Annotated in this window: 18 protein-coding genes and 1 tRNA gene; 8 read left to right on the forward strand and 11 right to left on the reverse strand. The window is 70.0% G+C overall.

The genetic code is table 11. From position 1 onward, the window contains the following. Positions 1-22 precede the first annotated feature (22 nt). The 5 genes from HD596_RS15285 to HD596_RS15305 form a co-directional block, all read right to left on the reverse strand. Positions 23-814: a hypothetical protein gene (locus HD596_RS15285; RefSeq protein ID WP_221519336.1), complete on the reverse strand. Its 792-nt coding sequence runs from the start codon at positions 812-814 to the stop codon at positions 23-25. Between the two features lie 2 nt (positions 815-816). Further along, entirely contained in the window at positions 817-1578 is a 762-nt protein-coding gene (locus HD596_RS15290) for a GntR family transcriptional regulator (RefSeq protein WP_185069884.1), read from the reverse strand. A gap of 75 nt (positions 1579-1653) precedes the next feature. Beyond that, entirely contained in the window at positions 1654-2484 is an 831-nt protein-coding gene (locus HD596_RS15295; RefSeq protein ID WP_185069885.1) for a phosphotransferase family protein, read from the reverse strand. Positions 2485-2571: 87 nt separating this feature from the next. After that, positions 2572-2645: transfer RNA gene (locus HD596_RS15300), tRNA-Pro, on the reverse strand. 64 nt (positions 2646-2709) lie between these two features. Further along, a complete protein-coding gene (locus HD596_RS15305; protein ID WP_185078494.1) occupies positions 2710-3573 on the reverse strand; it encodes a metallophosphoesterase in 864 nt (287 codons plus the stop codon). A gap of 98 nt (positions 3574-3671) precedes the next feature. Here HD596_RS15305 and HD596_RS15310 point away from each other — a divergent pair, with 98 nt between their 5' ends. Beyond that, positions 3672-4127, forward strand: coding sequence for a GatB/YqeY domain-containing protein (locus tag HD596_RS15310; RefSeq protein WP_185069886.1), 456 nt, complete (start codon positions 3672-3674; stop codon positions 4125-4127). Between the two features lie 324 nt (positions 4128-4451). Here the strand turns inward: HD596_RS15310 and HD596_RS15315 are convergent, their stop codons facing one another. Further along, positions 4452-6704, reverse strand: coding sequence for a transglycosylase domain-containing protein (locus HD596_RS15315; RefSeq protein ID WP_313044133.1), 2253 nt, complete (start codon positions 6702-6704; stop codon positions 4452-4454). Positions 6705-6946: 242 nt separating this feature from the next. On the opposite strand from HD596_RS15315, the gene HD596_RS15320 reads away from it, so the two are divergent. Beyond that, positions 6947-7243 carry a WhiB family transcriptional regulator gene (locus HD596_RS15320; protein ID WP_090771382.1) on the forward strand — a complete coding sequence of 99 codons (297 nt, stop codon included), beginning with the start codon at positions 6947-6949 and terminating at the stop codon, positions 7241-7243. A 51-nt stretch (positions 7244-7294) separates the two neighbouring features. Here the strand turns inward: HD596_RS15320 and bagB are convergent, their stop codons facing one another. Continuing rightward, complete coding sequence (gene bagB, locus HD596_RS15325) at positions 7295-8422, reverse strand: ATPase BagB (protein ID WP_185069888.1); 1128 nt, start codon at positions 8420-8422, stop codon at positions 7295-7297. Continuing rightward, positions 8419-9420, reverse strand: a complete 1002-nt coding sequence (bagA, locus tag HD596_RS15330; protein ID WP_313044136.1) for an ATPase BagA — start codon at positions 9418-9420, stop codon at positions 8419-8421. The genes bagB and bagA overlap by 4 nt, the downstream gene beginning before the upstream one ends. Positions 9421-9569: 149 nt before the next feature. Here bagA and sp36 point away from each other — a divergent pair, with 149 nt between their 5' ends. The 4 genes from sp36 to HD596_RS15350 are packed head-to-tail and all read left to right on the forward strand — an operon-like array spanning position 9570 to position 11784. Then, positions 9570-9725, forward strand: coding sequence for a Sp36 family protein (gene sp36 / locus HD596_RS15335; RefSeq protein WP_185069889.1), 156 nt, complete (start codon positions 9570-9572; stop codon positions 9723-9725). Continuing rightward, complete coding sequence (locus tag HD596_RS15340) at positions 9722-10180, forward strand: RidA family protein (protein ID WP_185069890.1); 459 nt, start codon at positions 9722-9724, stop codon at positions 10178-10180. The genes sp36 and HD596_RS15340 overlap by 4 nt, the downstream gene beginning before the upstream one ends. Before the next feature lie 6 nt (positions 10181-10186). Beyond that, on the forward strand, positions 10187-10999 hold the full coding sequence (locus HD596_RS15345) for an NUDIX hydrolase (RefSeq protein ID WP_185069891.1): 813 nt from the start codon (positions 10187-10189) through the stop codon (positions 10997-10999). Next, entirely contained in the window at positions 10996-11784 is a 789-nt protein-coding gene (locus tag HD596_RS15350; RefSeq protein ID WP_185069892.1) for an MBL fold metallo-hydrolase, read from the forward strand. The genes HD596_RS15345 and HD596_RS15350 overlap by 4 nt, the downstream gene beginning before the upstream one ends. Here HD596_RS15350 and HD596_RS15355 read toward each other — a convergent pair. Both HD596_RS15355 and HD596_RS15360 read right to left on the reverse strand, forming a co-directional pair. Continuing rightward, on the reverse strand, positions 11766-12446 hold the full coding sequence (locus HD596_RS15355; protein WP_185069893.1) for a Crp/Fnr family transcriptional regulator: 681 nt from the start codon (positions 12444-12446) through the stop codon (positions 11766-11768). The genes HD596_RS15350 and HD596_RS15355 overlap by 19 nt on opposite strands. A 167-nt stretch (positions 12447-12613) precedes the next feature. Continuing rightward, the gene (locus HD596_RS15360; protein WP_185069894.1) at positions 12614-13054 is read right to left on the reverse strand and encodes a hypothetical protein; all 441 of its coding nucleotides are present in this window, start codon (positions 13052-13054) and stop codon (positions 12614-12616) included. A gap of 84 nt (positions 13055-13138) precedes the next feature. Here HD596_RS15360 and nth point away from each other — a divergent pair, with 84 nt between their 5' ends. Next, complete coding sequence (gene nth, locus HD596_RS15365) at positions 13139-13861, forward strand: endonuclease III (RefSeq protein ID WP_185069895.1); 723 nt, start codon at positions 13139-13141, stop codon at positions 13859-13861. A gap of 100 nt (positions 13862-13961) precedes the next feature. Next, the gene (locus HD596_RS15370; RefSeq protein ID WP_185069896.1) at positions 13962-14609 is read left to right on the forward strand and encodes an NUDIX hydrolase; all 648 of its coding nucleotides are present in this window, start codon (positions 13962-13964) and stop codon (positions 14607-14609) included. Here HD596_RS15370 and HD596_RS15375 read toward each other — a convergent pair. After that, positions 14606-15097: a HEAT repeat domain-containing protein gene (locus HD596_RS15375; protein ID WP_313044140.1), complete on the reverse strand. Its 492-nt coding sequence runs from the start codon at positions 15095-15097 to the stop codon at positions 14606-14608. The two genes, HD596_RS15370 and HD596_RS15375, sit on opposite strands and share 4 nt — an antisense overlap. Positions 15098-15158 lie beyond the last annotated feature (61 nt).

Below are 15158 nucleotides of genomic sequence, written 5' to 3' on the forward strand. Positions count from 1 at the left end.
ACCGACACAGACCCCCTCCTGGCTAACGTGACGGCAGGTCCGCCAGGGCAGGCTGGGACATCGTGCGTCGCTCTGCCGGGAAGAGCCGGTAGATCGTGTCACGGAGCGCCTCGTCCCGTACGGAGACGAGGAACTCCTCGGGCGTGCTCCCGCACAGCCGGCGCAGCTCAGGCGACTCGTCCAGGAGGCACTGGATCAGCGCCCGCTGATCCGCGAGCCGCCGGGCCTCGCCGGCCTCGTCCACCAGACACCCATGCCTGCCGACATAGACGAAGCAGGACGGGAGCGGGCCTCCGGAGTCGAGCGTCACGGGATGGCGCTCGGCGGGCAGGCGGCGACGCCAGTAGTTCGGCTCGGTGAGGTCGAGCACGGCCAGCTCGCGCTCGTCGAGCCAGAGCACGAAGAGCCGCGACGTCTCGCCCGGGGCCTCCACTGGCACGGCCGGCACGTAGCCCCACCGGTTGACGTGTGCGGAGACGCCCGGCGCGAGGCCGTCCACATCGGCGAGCGTCATGGGGATGACCGGCGGGATCCCGCGGCCGGCGAACTTGCGGCGCAGCTGACCGGGCGAGGCATTGGAGCCCACGGCGACGACGGGATGGCGCTCCGACATCGGGGAGCGGCCGAGCCGCGCCAGGAGTTCGCCGAGCGTCTCGTCTCCGGCCTGCCAGTCGTCCGCCGGGGCGGACTCCTCTAAGCGCAACTGCAGGTACGCGCCGTCCATCAGCACGCCGGAGGTGGCAGGGGTGCGTCCCGGGTAGGTCAGCGGTTGCGTCATGGGGTCGCCGTGGAAAAGGTCCACGGCCTCGGCCATGGTCATGAAGCATCGAGCTCGTACACGAGCGTGTGCCGGTCTCCCGGTGCGACCGTGACCATCACGCGTACCGGCCTGCCCTCGGCGTCATAGCCGGTACGCATGTGCTCGGCCACCGGCGTGCCCGCAGGCAGCCCCAGCCGGGCGGACTCGTCCCTGGTGGGCATCCGGACCTGGATCTCGTCCACCAGCCGCTGCTGAGGGTGACCGATGGACGCGAGCAGGCCGCCGGGGGCGCTCACGTTCTTCGGCTGCATCAGCGCCGTCCCCCTGGCCAGATCCTCCGGGAAGTAGCTCTCGGCCAGCTGGAAGGGAACGTCGTCCACGTACCGCACCCTGCGCCGGACCACCACGATGTCCTGCTCGGCGTCGAGCCTGAGGCGTTCGGCCACCACCTTCGGCGGGATCTCCAGGCCGACGCTCACTTCCTGCAGGGGGACGCGGCCCTGGTCCTGGACCTCGGCCGCCCACGCGTCCGCGTCGGCACTGTGGCTTCCCCGGTGCTCGAAGTGGGAGAGGTGCCAGCGCAGGCGCGCCTGCGAGCGCACGGTACGGCCGCGGCCCCGCCCACTGCTGAGCAGCCCCTCGTTGGTGAGCTGCTGCAACGCCTGCCGCACCGTCTGGCGCGACACGCCATGTCTGTCTGCCAATTCCTGCTCTGGCGGCACCGTGTCCCCTGGTGCCAGTTCGCCTCGCGCTATCGACGTGCGCAGGGTGTCCGCGACGCGTTCGTACAACGCGCGGGGGTCGGATCCGGCCGGCACTTGAGTTCTCCTTGGACGACTTGTACGTACTCACCGTACCAAGAGACCCTATGGTGACCGCAAAATCACAGATTGTTAGGAAGACGAATCGAGCCAGGCGACGATGCTCCGCACGTACCCCTCGACGTTCGTCAGCGGACGTCCGTCGAGGATCCCGACGAGATGCCCGACCCCGAACGGCGCGTCATAGGCGCGGGCGCGCCGGTAGGTCTCGGGATCCACGGCCAGCCTGACGGTCTCCCAGCCGTGCCAGGCCATCAGGGCCGCGTCGACGGCGGGGTCGAACAGGTGGGCTTGATCCCAGTCGAGGACGCCGATCAACCTGCCGTCCCGGCCCCAGTGCACGTTGGCGCCGCCCAGGTCGCCGTGGACCAGCGCATCCGGTACGGCTTCCAGAGCCGCCGCCGCCTCCAGACGCCTGCGGCACTCGTCTCGCCACCTGTCCGGCAGGCGCGGCACCACCTGCTCGGCCAGAACCTCGGCCCAGCCCTTCTCCCTGGGGGCGTTGAGCAGTTGCCTCAGGCGCGGCGTGACGGGAACCTCGCGCACGGCGCGCAGCAACGCTCCGATCTGATCCGGGTCGCCCTGCCCCTCGGGCTGCTCCTCCCCGTCGATCCACGAAACGGCGACCGCCGCGCGCTGACCGAACCGGGTCACGGGGGTGAGCGGCTCCGGCACCGCGAAGGGCAGCCCGGCCTCGGCGATCTCCCGCAACACCGCCATGCGGCGCGGCATCTCCTCCGCCGACGACGGCCGCTTGCTCACCCGTACGGCCGCGGTTCCGGGGATGAGGACGACGTGATGGAGATTGCCCTCGGTGACCCGGGCGGCGTCAAGGGGGTGGCCGGGGAGGAGGGCGTCGGCGATCTCCAGCAGTTCGGCGGCGGTGATGGGGGTTTCGGTCATGACTTCACCAACATCCATGTCGCGGCGAGGCCGTCCGGGGAAACGAAGAAGGCCGCTTCCGATTTCGGAAGCGGCCTTCTACCTGGGTCGGGGTGGCGGGATTTGAACCCACGACCTCTTCGTCCCGAACGAAGCGCGCTGCCAAGCTGCGCTACACCCCGGTGCACGCCCGTCTTGCGCGTGCTTGGAAAAGTCTAGCGGACTCCCAAGGTACTTGTGACCGTGTCAACGGCGAGGAACGAGAGTAAGCAGTGACGCCTCCGGGAAGCAGGCGAAGCGGGCGGGGGCGTAAGGGGAGGTGCCCAGGCCGGCCGAGACGTGGAGCCAGGCGTTGTCGTGGCGGCTCAGGCCCTTGACGCGGGCCCGGTCGATGCCGCAGTTGGTCACCAGGGCGCCGTAGAACGGGATGCAGAGCTGGCCGCCGTGGGTGTGGCCGGCCAGCAGGAACTGGTAGCCGTCCGCGGCGAAGCGGGTCATGTTGCGGGGCTCGGGGGAGTGCATGACGCCCAGCCGGAGGTCGGCGTCGGCGGGGGCCGGGCCGGCGACGAGGTCGTAGCGGTCGCGGTTGATGTGGGAGTCGTGGATGCCCGCCACCGCCACGTCGAGGTCGCCCACCTTGATGCGGGCCGTGGTGTTGTTCATGTCGAGCCAGCCCTCGGCCGCCATGCCGGCCCCCAGTTCCTCCCAGGGCAGGGAGGGCACGTGCTGGCGGCGGTCGTTCTTGGAGGTGCGCCAGAGGTAGCGGGCCGGGTTTTTGGGCTTGGGCGCGTACAGGTCGTTGGAACCGTAGACAAACAGGCCCGGACGGGACAGCAGGGGCTCCAGGGCGTGCAGGAGCGAGGGGACGGCGTCCGGGTGCGCGATCGAGTCGCCGGTGTTGACCACCAGGTCCGGCTTCAGCGGGCCCAGGGAGCGGACCCAGTTGATCAGCATGGTGCGGCGCGGCGTCAGGTGCAGGTCGGAGAGGTGGAGAATGCGTACGGGACGCTGACCGCGCTCCAGCACCGGCACGTCGAAGCGGCGCAGGCGGAACCAGTTGCGCTCCACCACAGAGGCGTAACCCAGCCCGGCCAGGCCGAGACCGAGCATGGACAATGGCACTGCGACGGCTTTCCTCACCTATTCATGATGCCCGACATCGGGCGCGCGGCGTCCGGACAGTCCGCGCAGACGGCAAGATGGAGCGCATGAGCGCATTGAAGGACAAGCTGAAGGCCGATCTGACGGCCTCGCTTAAGAGCCGGGACGAGGTACGTCTCCGGACGATTCGGATGGCACTGGCCGCGGTGAACGTCGAGGAGGTCTCCGGCAAGCAGGCCAGGGAGCTGACCGACGACGAGGTCATCAAGGTGCTGACCAAGGAGGCCAAGAAGCGCAAGGAGGCCGCCGAGGCGTTCGGTAACGCGGGGCGGGCCGAGCAGGCGCAGGCCGAGCTGGACGAGCAGGCGGTGCTGGAGGAGTACCTGCCGGCGCAGCTCAGCGACGAGGAGCTGGGCGCCCTCGTCGACGCGGCCATCGCGGAGACGGGCGCCGCCGGGCCGCAGGCCATGGGGCAGGTCATGAAGGCGGTCAATCCGAAGGTCGCCGGGCGGGCGGAGGGTGGCCGCGTGGCCGCCGCCGTCCGCGCCCGACTGGCGGGTTAGCCGGAGCCCCGGCCCTTCGGTCGTCCGGCTGTTCCACCGCCCCGCTGTTCCGCCGCCCGGGCTGTTCCGCGGTCCGCTGTTCGTTGCCCGAGTGCTGGGTGCCGGGTCCGCGGTCCACTGCTCGGCCGGGCCCGTGGTGGCCAGGGAGACGGTCCAGGGCGCGGGTTGGCCCCGATGTACTGCCACGTACTGCGAGGGCCCTCAGAGGGGCCTGGAGGCGGTCTCGGCGGGCCGGGAGGCGGGTCCCCGCCGCAGAGGTAGGCGGCGGGGACGGAAGCGAACCTCGGGCCCGTCAGAAGGCGGGCTGGAGCGGGGCGTTTGGGGTCAGCGACCGCGGCCGTTGCCCGGGCCGCCCTCGCCCCGACCATTGCCGGGCCCCCCGTCCCCACGGTCCCCGTTCGGCGGGTTGAAGATGTCGAACGGGTCGCCGTCCCCACCGGAGGGCGGCCCTTCCTCGTCCTTGTCCTTCTTCTCGGGCTTCTTCGGCGCGCAGTTCTCCGTGCACCCGCCGAACCGCGACTGGTCCACCGGCGTGAACTCCGCGGCCTCGATCCCCTTCAGCGCGCTCAGCATCGCGTCTTTCCAGATCCGCCCGGAAATGGAGGCCCCGTACACGTACGAGTAGTAGCGCCCCCCGATCGTGACGCCGATCAGCTCGTTGCCCTTGGTGCCGCGCGGGTCGCCCAGGCTGACGGCCGACGACATGTTGGGGGTGTAACCGGCGAACCAGGCCGACGCGTAGTTGTCGGTCGTGCCCGTCTTGCCGGCCGCGTCGCGGCCGATGCCGCCGACCTCCTGCATCGTGCCCTTGGTGAACACGCCGGACAGGATGCCGCTGACCGCGTCGGCGACCTCCTCCTCCAGGACCTGGGAGCACTTCGGCTTGTACTGCTTGGCCTTGCCGTTCCGGTCCTTGATCTCCGTGATCGCCAGCGGCTTGCAGTACTGCCCCCGCGAGGCGAAGACGGCGTACGAGCTGGCGATCGTCACGGGGTCGACCTCGTTGACCCCCAGCGTGAACGTCTCCACCTCCGACAGCTTCTGCCCGTCGGCCCGCTTGACCCCGAGCTTCTTGGCCATCTTGACCACGCTGCAGAGCCCGACCTTCTGCTCGAGCTTGAGGAAGAACGTGTTGACCGAGCCCCAGGTGCCGGTCTGCAGCGTCTTGAAGCCGCCGCCGCCCTCGCTGGAGTTGTGCACGGTGTGGGACGGGTCGCCGACGTTCTCGCCCTTGCAGTTCTTGAACGCGCTGTAGCCGCTGGCCTGGAAGCCCGCCGGCGACGGGAAGCCGTCGCCGTACTTCATGCCCTCCTCCAGCGCCGCGGCCAGCGTGTAGACCTTGGCCGTCGAGCCCTGCTGGAACCCGCGACCGCCACCGTGTGCCGCGTCGGCCACGATGTTGTAGCTCATCTCGTTCTTCTTCTTGCTCCCGCCGAACTTCCGCGAGGCGGCCATGGCCTTGATCTCGCCGGTGCCGGGGACGACCATGGCCTGCGAGGCCACGGGCTTGTCCTTCCTGGAGACGTACTTCTTGATCGCCTTGTCGGCGGCCGCCTGCATCTTCGGGTCGATCGTGGTCTTGATCGTCAGCCCGCCCCGCTGGAGCAGCTTCTTGCGCTCGTCCTGGTTCTTGCCGAAGTCCTCGTTGTTGAGGATCTCGTACTGGACGTAGAGGCAGAAGTACGGATATTTGCTGGCCTCGCAGCCGCCGGGCGCCTTGATGTTCTTCCAGCCCAGCTTCTTCGCCTTGGCCTCGGCGGCCTCCTGCTGCGAGATCTTGCCGATCTCGGCCATCCGGTCGAGCACGATGTTGCGCCGCTGGAGCAGCCGCGCCCGTGACTCGGGGCCGACGCTCGGGTCGGTGCGGGCGGGGTTCTGCACGGCGCCGGCCAGGGTGGCGCTCTCGGCGAGGTCGAGCTCGGAGGCGGGCTTGTCGAAGAAGCGGCGGGCCGCGGCCTGGATGCCGTGGGCGCCCGCGCCGAAGTAGGCGATGTTCAGATATTTCTCGAGAATCTGGTTCTTCGAGTACTTCTTCTCGATCGCCATCGCGTTCCGCAGCTCGGACAGCTTGCGGGAGAGCGTCGGGGCGATGGCCGCCGCCTGCTCCTCGGGCGTCTCGGCCTTGTTGACCAGCACCTGCTTGACGTACTGCTGGGTGATCGACGAGCCGCCCTGCATCACGCCGCCGCCCGACAAATTCTTCACGAGCGCTCTGGCCGTTCCCTCAACATCGATCGGCCCGTGCTGGTAGAAACGGAAGTCCTCGATCGCGATCAGCGCAGTCTGCATGATCGGGGCGACCTGGTCGAGGCGGACAGACTGCCGGTTCTCAAAGTAGAACTGGGCAAACTGCTTGCCGTTGGCGTCCTTCAGCACGGTGCGCTCGGGAAGAGGGGGTTCGTCGAGCTCTTCAGGCTTGAGGTTGAGGCTTTCCACAGCGCTCTTCGTGGAGATCCCCGCCCCTCCCACCGCAGGCAGGGCCACGGCCGCGGCGAGCACCCCGGCGACGCATCCCGCGATGATCAGACGCAGGATGCCGAGGACGGGGTTGGAGCGATCTTTGCGCTGCGCTTGCACGCTACCAAGAGTACGTCGAAAGACTGACCGAATCGGTAGCGCGACACCATTTCGCCTTGACTGATGGGGGTGACTAGTCATTCCCGGTCAAGATGGCGCTGAGAAATTGGTCCTCTGGGGTCTGTCGGCCCGAACGGGTAGTTGCGTACGTTCTCCCTGCGGCAACTGAATACGGAGGCTCGGCGCCCGCGCCCGTCGGCCCCAAATGACGACTGACCACCTAAGGGGAGTGGGGTCGAACAATGTGGATCACGGATTGGACCTCCCGTGCCGCCTGTAAGGGTGCGGATCCGGATGCCCTGTTCGTGCAGGGCGCCGCGCAGAACAGAGCCAAGCTCATCTGCCGGGGCTGCCCGGTCCGTACTGAATGCCTCGCCGATGCGCTGGACAATCGCATCGAGTTCGGGGTGTGGGGCGGTATGACCGAACGCGAACGGCGTGCGCTGCTTCGACGGCGGCCTGACGTGGACTCGTGGCGAGACCTGCTCGAGTCGGCCAAGGAAGAGTACGAACGAACCAACGAGCTGATCGCGGGCTGAACCAAGCCCGGCGAGCCGTAGTACGGCCGGCGCCGTCCGCCGGCCGTACTTTCATGCGCTCGCCAGCAAGTCCCCGATCTGCCGCAGACCAGTGAGATCGTGGACGTCCTCGGACATGGCGCGAACCTGCACCACGGGCACCGTGGGGTGGGCCGAGACGAAATGCTCCTGCTCGCGATGCTCGCGAGCGGTGAGCTGCATTCGCCCGGCGTGCAGCCGCAGCACGGCGGCGGTCAGCTCATGCTCGCCCCGCGCCTCCAGGTCTTCGGCGGCCGCGGCGCTACGGGCGGCCGAGAGGACCGAGGCGGGTGACATGTGCACACGGTTGACCACCAGGCCGGCCAGTGGCATGCGCTCTTCGGCGAGCCTTTCGACGAAGTAGGACGCCTCCCGCATGGCGTCCCGCTCGGGCGCGGCCACCACCAGGAAGGCCGTGCCTGGGGCCTGCAGCAGCTTGTACGTCATCTCGGCCCGCTGCCTGAAGCCGCCGAAGACGGCGTCGAGCGCGGACACGAACGTCTGCAGATCCTTGATCACCTGCGCGCCCAGCAGCTTGGTCATCGCTCCGGCCATCAACCCGAACCCGGCGTTGAGCAGCCGGAAGGCGCTGCGTCCGCCGGCCTTGGCCGGTGCCGTCAGCAGCCGGATGAACCGTCCGTCGAGGAAGCGCCCGAGCCGCTCGGGCGCGTCGAGGAAGTCGAGCGCGGACCGCGACGGCGGCGTGTCCACGATGATCAGGTCCCACTCGTCCGACCGGCGCAGCTGGCCGAGCTTCTCCATGGCCATGTACTCCTGCGTGCCGGAGAAGCTGGAGGACAGGGACTGGTAGAAGGGGTTCGACAGGATCTGGCTGGCCCGCGCCGGATCGGCGTGCGACTCGATGATCTCGTCGAACGTACGCTTCATGTCGAGCATCATGGCGTAGAGCTGGCCGCCGCCGTCGGGCGAGCTGACCAGACGCGGGGTGTTGTCGAGCTCGGTCAGCCCCATCGACTGGGCCAGCCGGCGCGCCGGGTCCACGGTGAGCACGACGGCGCACCTGCCGCGTTCGGCGGCCCGCAGCCCGAGCGCCGCGGCGGTCGTGGTCTTGCCCACCCCGCCGGCGCCGCAGCAGACGATGATCCTGGTGCCGGGGTCGTCGAGTATCGCGTCGATGTCGAGTGCGGCGGGCTTCTTCACGCTGCTCCTTGGGTGCGCATGCTCTCTGCCAGCTCGTACAGGCCGGCCAGGTCGACGCCGTCGGCCAGCAGCGGCAGCTCGTAGCTCTTCAGTCCGGCCTCGCCCAGCGACTCGCGCTCGGCGCGCTCCAGCGAGGTGCGGTGGGCGTGCTCGGCGATCTCCTCCGCGAGCGCCTCGGCGATCGCCGAGGCCTCCGCCCCGTCGGCCACCCCGGCGGCCTTCAGCCCGAGCACGAGCTCGCCGGGATCGAAACGGCCCTTGACAGCCGTGTCAAGAGCGGCCTGCGGGATCAGTGATTCACGCACCATATTGACGAAAATTCCGCCCGCGGGAAGCCCGGCCGAACGCAATTCGGAGATGCCGTCGAGCGTCTCCTGCACGGGCATCTCCTCCAGCAGCGTCACGAAGTGCACCGCCGTCTCAGGAGATTTCACGACCCCGTTGACCAGCTCGGAATGGTTCTTGATCGGCCCGACCTTGGCCAGGCCCGCCACCTCCTGGGTGACGTTCAGGAAGCGCGTGATGCGGCCCGTGGGCGGCGCGTCGAGCACGACCGCGTCGTAGATCCTGCGGCCGTTCTTGCCCCGCCTGCGCACGGCCTCGGTCGTCTTGCCCGTGACGAGCACGTCGCGGAAACCGGGGGCCACGGTGGTGGCGAAGTCGACGACGCCCATCTTGGTCAGCGCCCGGCCCGCCCGGCGCATCCCGTAGAACATCTCCATGTACTCGAGCATGGCCTCCTCGGGATCGATGGCCAGCGCGTACACGTCGCCGCCGGAGGGCGCCACGGCGATCTTGCGCTCCTCGTAGGGCAGCGGCGGCAGGTCGAAGATCTGCGCGATGCCCTGCCTGCCCTCGACCTCGACGAGCAGCACCTTGCGACCGCCCGCGGCCAGCGCGAGCGCGAGCGCGGCGGCCACGGTCGTCTTGCCGGTGCCGCCCTTGCCGGTGACCACGTGCAGCCGCACACCGGCCCAATCCGTGTCCGGAGAGTCCACTATTCGAGGCTACCGAAGGGTCACTTGCCGGAGGCCGACGGCCACCCTTTGAGATTGCTCACACCCCGGCCGGGAACTTGCCGCGACCACGGTCTTGAGCAGGCACAAGGCAGGCCGGCGGGCGGGTTTCCTGTGAGAAGCTGACCTTCATGAAGAAATGGGAGTACCTCACCGCCCCGTTGCTGATCCACAACACCAAGATGATCCTGGACAACTTCGGCTCCGACGGCTGGGAGCTGGTCCAGATCGTTCAGGGCGCCACGCCGGAGCAGCTCGTCGCCTACTTCAAGAGGGAGAAGCAGTGACCCCCGAGCAGAGGATCGCGGACCTCGGCCTGACGCTGCCCGAGGTGGCGGCGCCGGCGGGCGCCTACGTGCCGGCCGTGCGCACGGGCAACCTCGTCTACACCTCCGGCCAGGTCCCGTTCGTCGACGGCAAGCTGCAGCGGACCGGCAAGCTCGGGGCCGACCTGACCACCGAGGAGGGCGCGGAGCAGGCCCGCATCTGCGCGCTCAACGCGCTTGCCGCCCTGAAGGCCGAGGTGGGCGACCTGCAGAAGGTCGTGCGGATCGTCAAGGTCGTGGTGTTCGTGGCCAGCGATCCGTCCTTCACCGAGCAGCCCAAGGTCGGCAACGGCGCCAGCGAGCTGCTCGCCGAGGTGCTGGGCGAGCCGGGCAGGCACGCCCGCAGCGCCGTGGGCGTGGCCGTCCTCCCGCTGGACGCACCTGTGGAAGTGGAGCTGATCGCCGAAGTAGCCTGAGGCACTATGACCGATGTGACCGGATTGCCGCTTCCAGCCGAGCTAGCCGCACGGGCGCGGGACCTCCTCGAGGGGCGGGTCGAGCCGGTCCCCACGCGCGACGCCGCCACGGTGGTGATTCTGCGGGAAGGGCCGGAGGCGTACCTGCTGCGGCGGAAGGCCACGATGGCCTTCGCGGCCGGCGCGTACGTCTTCCCCGGCGGTTCGGTGGACGCCCGCGACACCGACCAGGCCGTGGCCTGGGCCGGACCGTCGCCGGCAGAGTGGGGCACGGTCTTCAACGCGAGCGAGCAGGTCGCGCGCGGGCTGGTGTGCGCGGCCGTACGCGAGACGTTCGAGGAGTCCGGCGTGCTGCTGGCCGGTCCCGGGCCCGATTCCGTGGTCGCCGACACGACGGGCGACGACTGGGAGTCCGACCGGCTGGCGCTGATCGACAGGAGCCTGGGCTTCGCCGACTTCCTCGCCGGGCGCGGCCTGGTGCTCCGGTCCGACCTGCTCAAACCGTGGGCCCACTGGATCACCCCGGAGATCGAGCACCGGCGCTTCGACACGCGGTTCTTCGTCGCCGTGCTCCCCGAGGGCCAGCGCACCCGTGACGTCGGCGGCGAGGCCGACCAGGTGGCCTGGAAACGTCCCGCGGAGGCGATCGAGCTGGCGCACCGGGGAGAGATCTTCCTGATGCCGCCGACGTACCACACGCTGAGCGAGCTGGCCGCTCACGACGGCGTGGCGGGGATCCTGGCCGAGCGCAGGGAGATCGTGCCGATCATGCCGAGGGCCGTGGAGATCCAGGGCGAGATGCGGCTGGTGACCCGGTGAGCGGGCTGCACATCCCGATCGGGACGCCCGACGGCTCCCGTACCGAGCACGCCGAGAACCTGCTCGCGCCCAACCCGTCCGCCATGACGCTCGACGGCACCAACACCTGGGTCATCGGCGAGGACGAGGTGGTGGTGGTCGATCCGGGGCCGGAGGACGAGGCGCATCTGAGCCGCGTACGCGATCACCTCGGGGAGCGGCGCGTCACCGAGATCCTGCTCACCCACGGGCACTTCGACCACAGCGGCGGGGCCAGGCGCTTCGCCGAGATGGTGCGCGCCCCCGTCCGGGCGCTCGATCCGCGGCACCGGCTGGGCGAGGAGGGGCTCGCCGACGGTGACGTGGTGACCGTGGCGGGCCTGGAGATCCACGTGTACGGCACGCCGGGCCACTCGTTCGACTCGCTCTGCTTCTGGCTGCCGCAGGACCGCGCGATGCTGACCGGTGACACCGTGCTCGGCCGGGGCACCACGATCATCGCCCGCGACGGGGGCCTGGCCGACTATCTGCGCAGCCTCGACCGGCTCAGGGCGGCCGCGGAGGGCCTGGAGGCGCGGGCGCTGCTGCCCGGCCACGGCCCCGTGCTGCCCGACCCGATCGCCGCGCTCGACGGTTACATCGCGCACCGGCGGCAGCGCCTCGACCAGATCAGGGCGGCGCGCGCCCAAGGGGCGCGCACGCCACGCGAGATCGTCAAGATCGTGTACGCCGACGTCGACCGCTCCCTCTGGGCCGCCGCCGAGATGTCGGTCGTGGCCCAGCTCGACTACCTGGACCGGTTGTAGAGCCGGTCCATGTCGAGGATGACCACGGCCTTGGCCTCGATCCGCAGCCAGCCGCGCTGGGCGAAGTCGGCCAGCGCCTTGTTGACCGTCTCGCGCGAGGCGCCGACGAGCTGCGCCAGCTCCTCCTGCGTCAGGTCGTGGTGGACCCGCAGGCCGTCGTCCGTCTTGGTGCCGAACCGCTCGGCCAGGTCGAGCAGCTGCTTGGCCACGCGGCCGGGCACGTCGGTGAAGACCAGGTCGGCCAGCACGTCGTTGGTGCGGCGCAGCCGCTGGGCGAGCGCGCGCAGCAGGTGGAGCGCCACCTCGGGGCGGCCGGTCAGCCAGGGGCGCAGGTCGTCGTGGCCGAGCCCGGCCAGCCGCACGTCGGTCAGCGCCGTCGCCGAGGCCGTACGCGGCCGCGGGTCGAACAGCGACAGCTCGCCGAACATCTCGCTCGGCCCGAGCACGCTCAGCAGGTTTTCCCGTCCGTCGGGTGAGGTGCGGGACAGCTTGATCTTGCCTTCCAGCACGACGTAGAGCCGGTCGCCGGTCTCGTTCTCGTGGAAGAGCGTCTGTCCCTTGGAGAGCTGGACCTCCGTGATGCTCGTACGCAGCGCCGCGGCGCTCTCGCGGTCCAGCGCGGCGAACAGGGGGGCCTTGCCCAGCACATCTTCGGTGTTCACTCTGCCTCCTCTGCTGCCATTGTGACTCACCCCACTCTGCGTGGCACACACAGGTTATGGGAATGCTGGAGTGTTCTGCGCTTTTCGGATGAGTCGTATCCAGGGGAAAGGTACCGGATGCCCTGATTTCAGGGGGTATCGACCCTCCCCTGTGCCGCAGAAGAGGCTCAGGAGGCGAGCAGGCCGTCCACGGAGGCCACCGCGGCCGCCACCGACTGGCCGAGCAGGACGCGGAGCACGTCGGCCGCGCGCGGGCGGGCCGTGGGATCGGCCTGGCGGCACTGCCGTACCGCCAGGTGCAGCGCGGGAGGCAGGACGGCGGGGTCGCCGTCCGTGCGGCCCGTGGCCGCGAAGACCACCAGGTCGGCCCAGGCCAGCACGTCGTCGGCCGCCGAGCCCGGCGTGACGCCGGGCTGCCAGCCGATCAGCACCTGGCCGTGGGCGCCGAGCGCGACGCTCTCGTGGCTGAGCCGGAGCCCCACGTTGCCGCGGGCGTGCAGCTTGGCCACCGCGGAGGCACAGGCCAGGGCCAGGCGATGCAGCGCCTGCCCCCGCAGAGGCCCTGATGTACGCACGAAGTCCGACAGCACCGCACCCTGACCGCTCATGGCCACCGCCTCCCATGTCGCCCCCTTGTACGCAAGCAAGGCGTCCTGGGTTCAACACTTCGCGGAAGCTTCTAGTCTTGCGGCATGGCCACGAACGCGGCGGGGCGCAAGCCGGAGACCCGGCTCGCATTGGTACGGCGGGCCCGCAAGATGAACCGCATCCTCGCGGACACCTATCCAGAGGCCCACTGCGAGCTCGACTTCGGAAACCCGTTAGAACTTCTGGTCGCGACCATCCTCTCCGCCCAGTGCACGGACAAGCGGGTCAACATGGTCACCCCCATCCTCTTCGCGAAATATCCGACAGTGGAGGACTACGCCGCCGCCGACCGGTCCGAGATGGAGGAGATCATCCGCTCGACCGGCTTCTTCCGCGCGAAGACCAACAGCATCATCGGCATGGCGCAGGCGGTCTGCGAGAAGTACGGCGGCGAGGTGCCCGGCAAGCTGAAGGACCTGGTCACCCTGCCCGGCGTGGGCCGCAAGACCGCCAACGTGGTGCTGGGCAACGCGTTCGACGTGCCGGGGCTCACCGTCGACACCCACTTCCAGCGGCTGGTGCGGCGGTTCGGCTGGACGGAGGAGACCGACCCCGTCAAGATCGAGCACGTCGTGGGGGAGCTGCTGCCCAAACGCGAGTGGACGATCTTCTCCCACCGGGTGATCTGGCACGGTCGCCGCATCTGCCACGCGCGCCGGCCCGCGTGCGGCGTGTGCCCGCTGGCCGCGCTCTGCCCGTCGTACGGCACCGGCCCTACGGCGGCGGCCGAGGCCGAGAAGCTCGTCAGGTCCGGCCCCTTCTCGTGATCGCGGAAGCCGTCCAGCCTCTTCTCGTGATCGTGGAAGCCGTCCAGCCTCTTCTCGTGATCGCGGGAAGTCCCCGGTGTCCCGGCGTGTTGGAGGATGCGTGACCCAAGTGCCCGACTGGCTCGACCGACTGGCGGCGCAGGCTCAGCGCTTCGACGTACCGCGATGGTGGACGCCCCCCAACGGGAGCGGGCGGGCCGCGGCGGTGCTGATGCTGTTCGGTGAGGGGCCGCTCGGCCCCGACGTCCTGCTCATCCAGCGCAGCACGCGCGGGCGCAGGCACCCGGGCCAGCCCGCCTTCCCCGGCGGCGGCGTCGACCCCGACGACGGCGGGCCCGTCGCGGCGGCGCTGCGCGAGGCCGAGGAGGAGACCGGGGTCGATCCCGCGGGCGTCCACGTGCTGTGCACGATGCCCGAGCTGTACCTCAGCCACAGCGACAACCGGGTAACGCCCGTGATCGCCTGGTGGCGCGAGCCGTCGGCCGTGCACGCGGCCTCGCCGCACGAGGTGGAGTCCGTGGAGCGGGTGCCGATCGCCGAGCTGGTCGATCCCGCCAACCGCGTCACGCTGCGGCATCCGAGAGGGACGGCGGGGCCCGCGTTCCGGGTGCGGGGGATGCTGGTGTGGGGGTTCACCGCGATGGTGCTCGACACCGTGCTGCGCGAGGGCGGGCTGGAGCGCCCGTGGGACCCCGCGCAGGTGGAGGACCTCCCGCAGGAAGTGATCGACCTGGCGTCGAGGAGCTAGCGGGGCGAACGCAGGGCCACGCCCAGGGAGGCCCAGCCCGCCACGTCCTTGTCGCTGTCGGCCGCCAGCGCGCGCAGCGTCTCCAGGCCGGCCCGGTCAGGGGGATCGCCGAGCACGTGCTGCAGCGCGTACGCGGCGCCGTAGCGCACCCTCGCGTCCTCGTGGCCGGCCAGCTCGATCACCGACGGCAGTGACCGCGGGTCCGCCAGGTGCCCGAACGCGATCAGCACCGAGTAGAGCACCATGGCGTCGTCCTCGCTGGCCGCCAGATAGCGCAGCACCGGCAGCGTACGGTCCACGAACGGCCGCAGCATCCCCATGATGTCCACGCCGAGCAGCCGCTCCGCCACGGTGTCCGCGGCGCACAGCCGGCGCGCCTCGATGAAGGACTCCAGATCACCGCGCTGTTGCAGCACGGAGATCACGTGCCAGCGCAGGGGGCCGTCAGGGTCGGCGTCGGACAGAGCCGCGTCGATGAGATCGCGCACTGTTCCCTCCGCCGACGGCATACCGCTCAAGGTAGCCACGCGGTGACGCCGTCCTGGCGGA

The sequence above is a fragment of the Nonomuraea jabiensis genome (assembly GCF_014204795.1).
In the GTDB taxonomy this organism is placed as follows: domain Bacteria; phylum Actinomycetota; class Actinomycetes; order Streptosporangiales; family Streptosporangiaceae; genus Nonomuraea; species Nonomuraea jabiensis.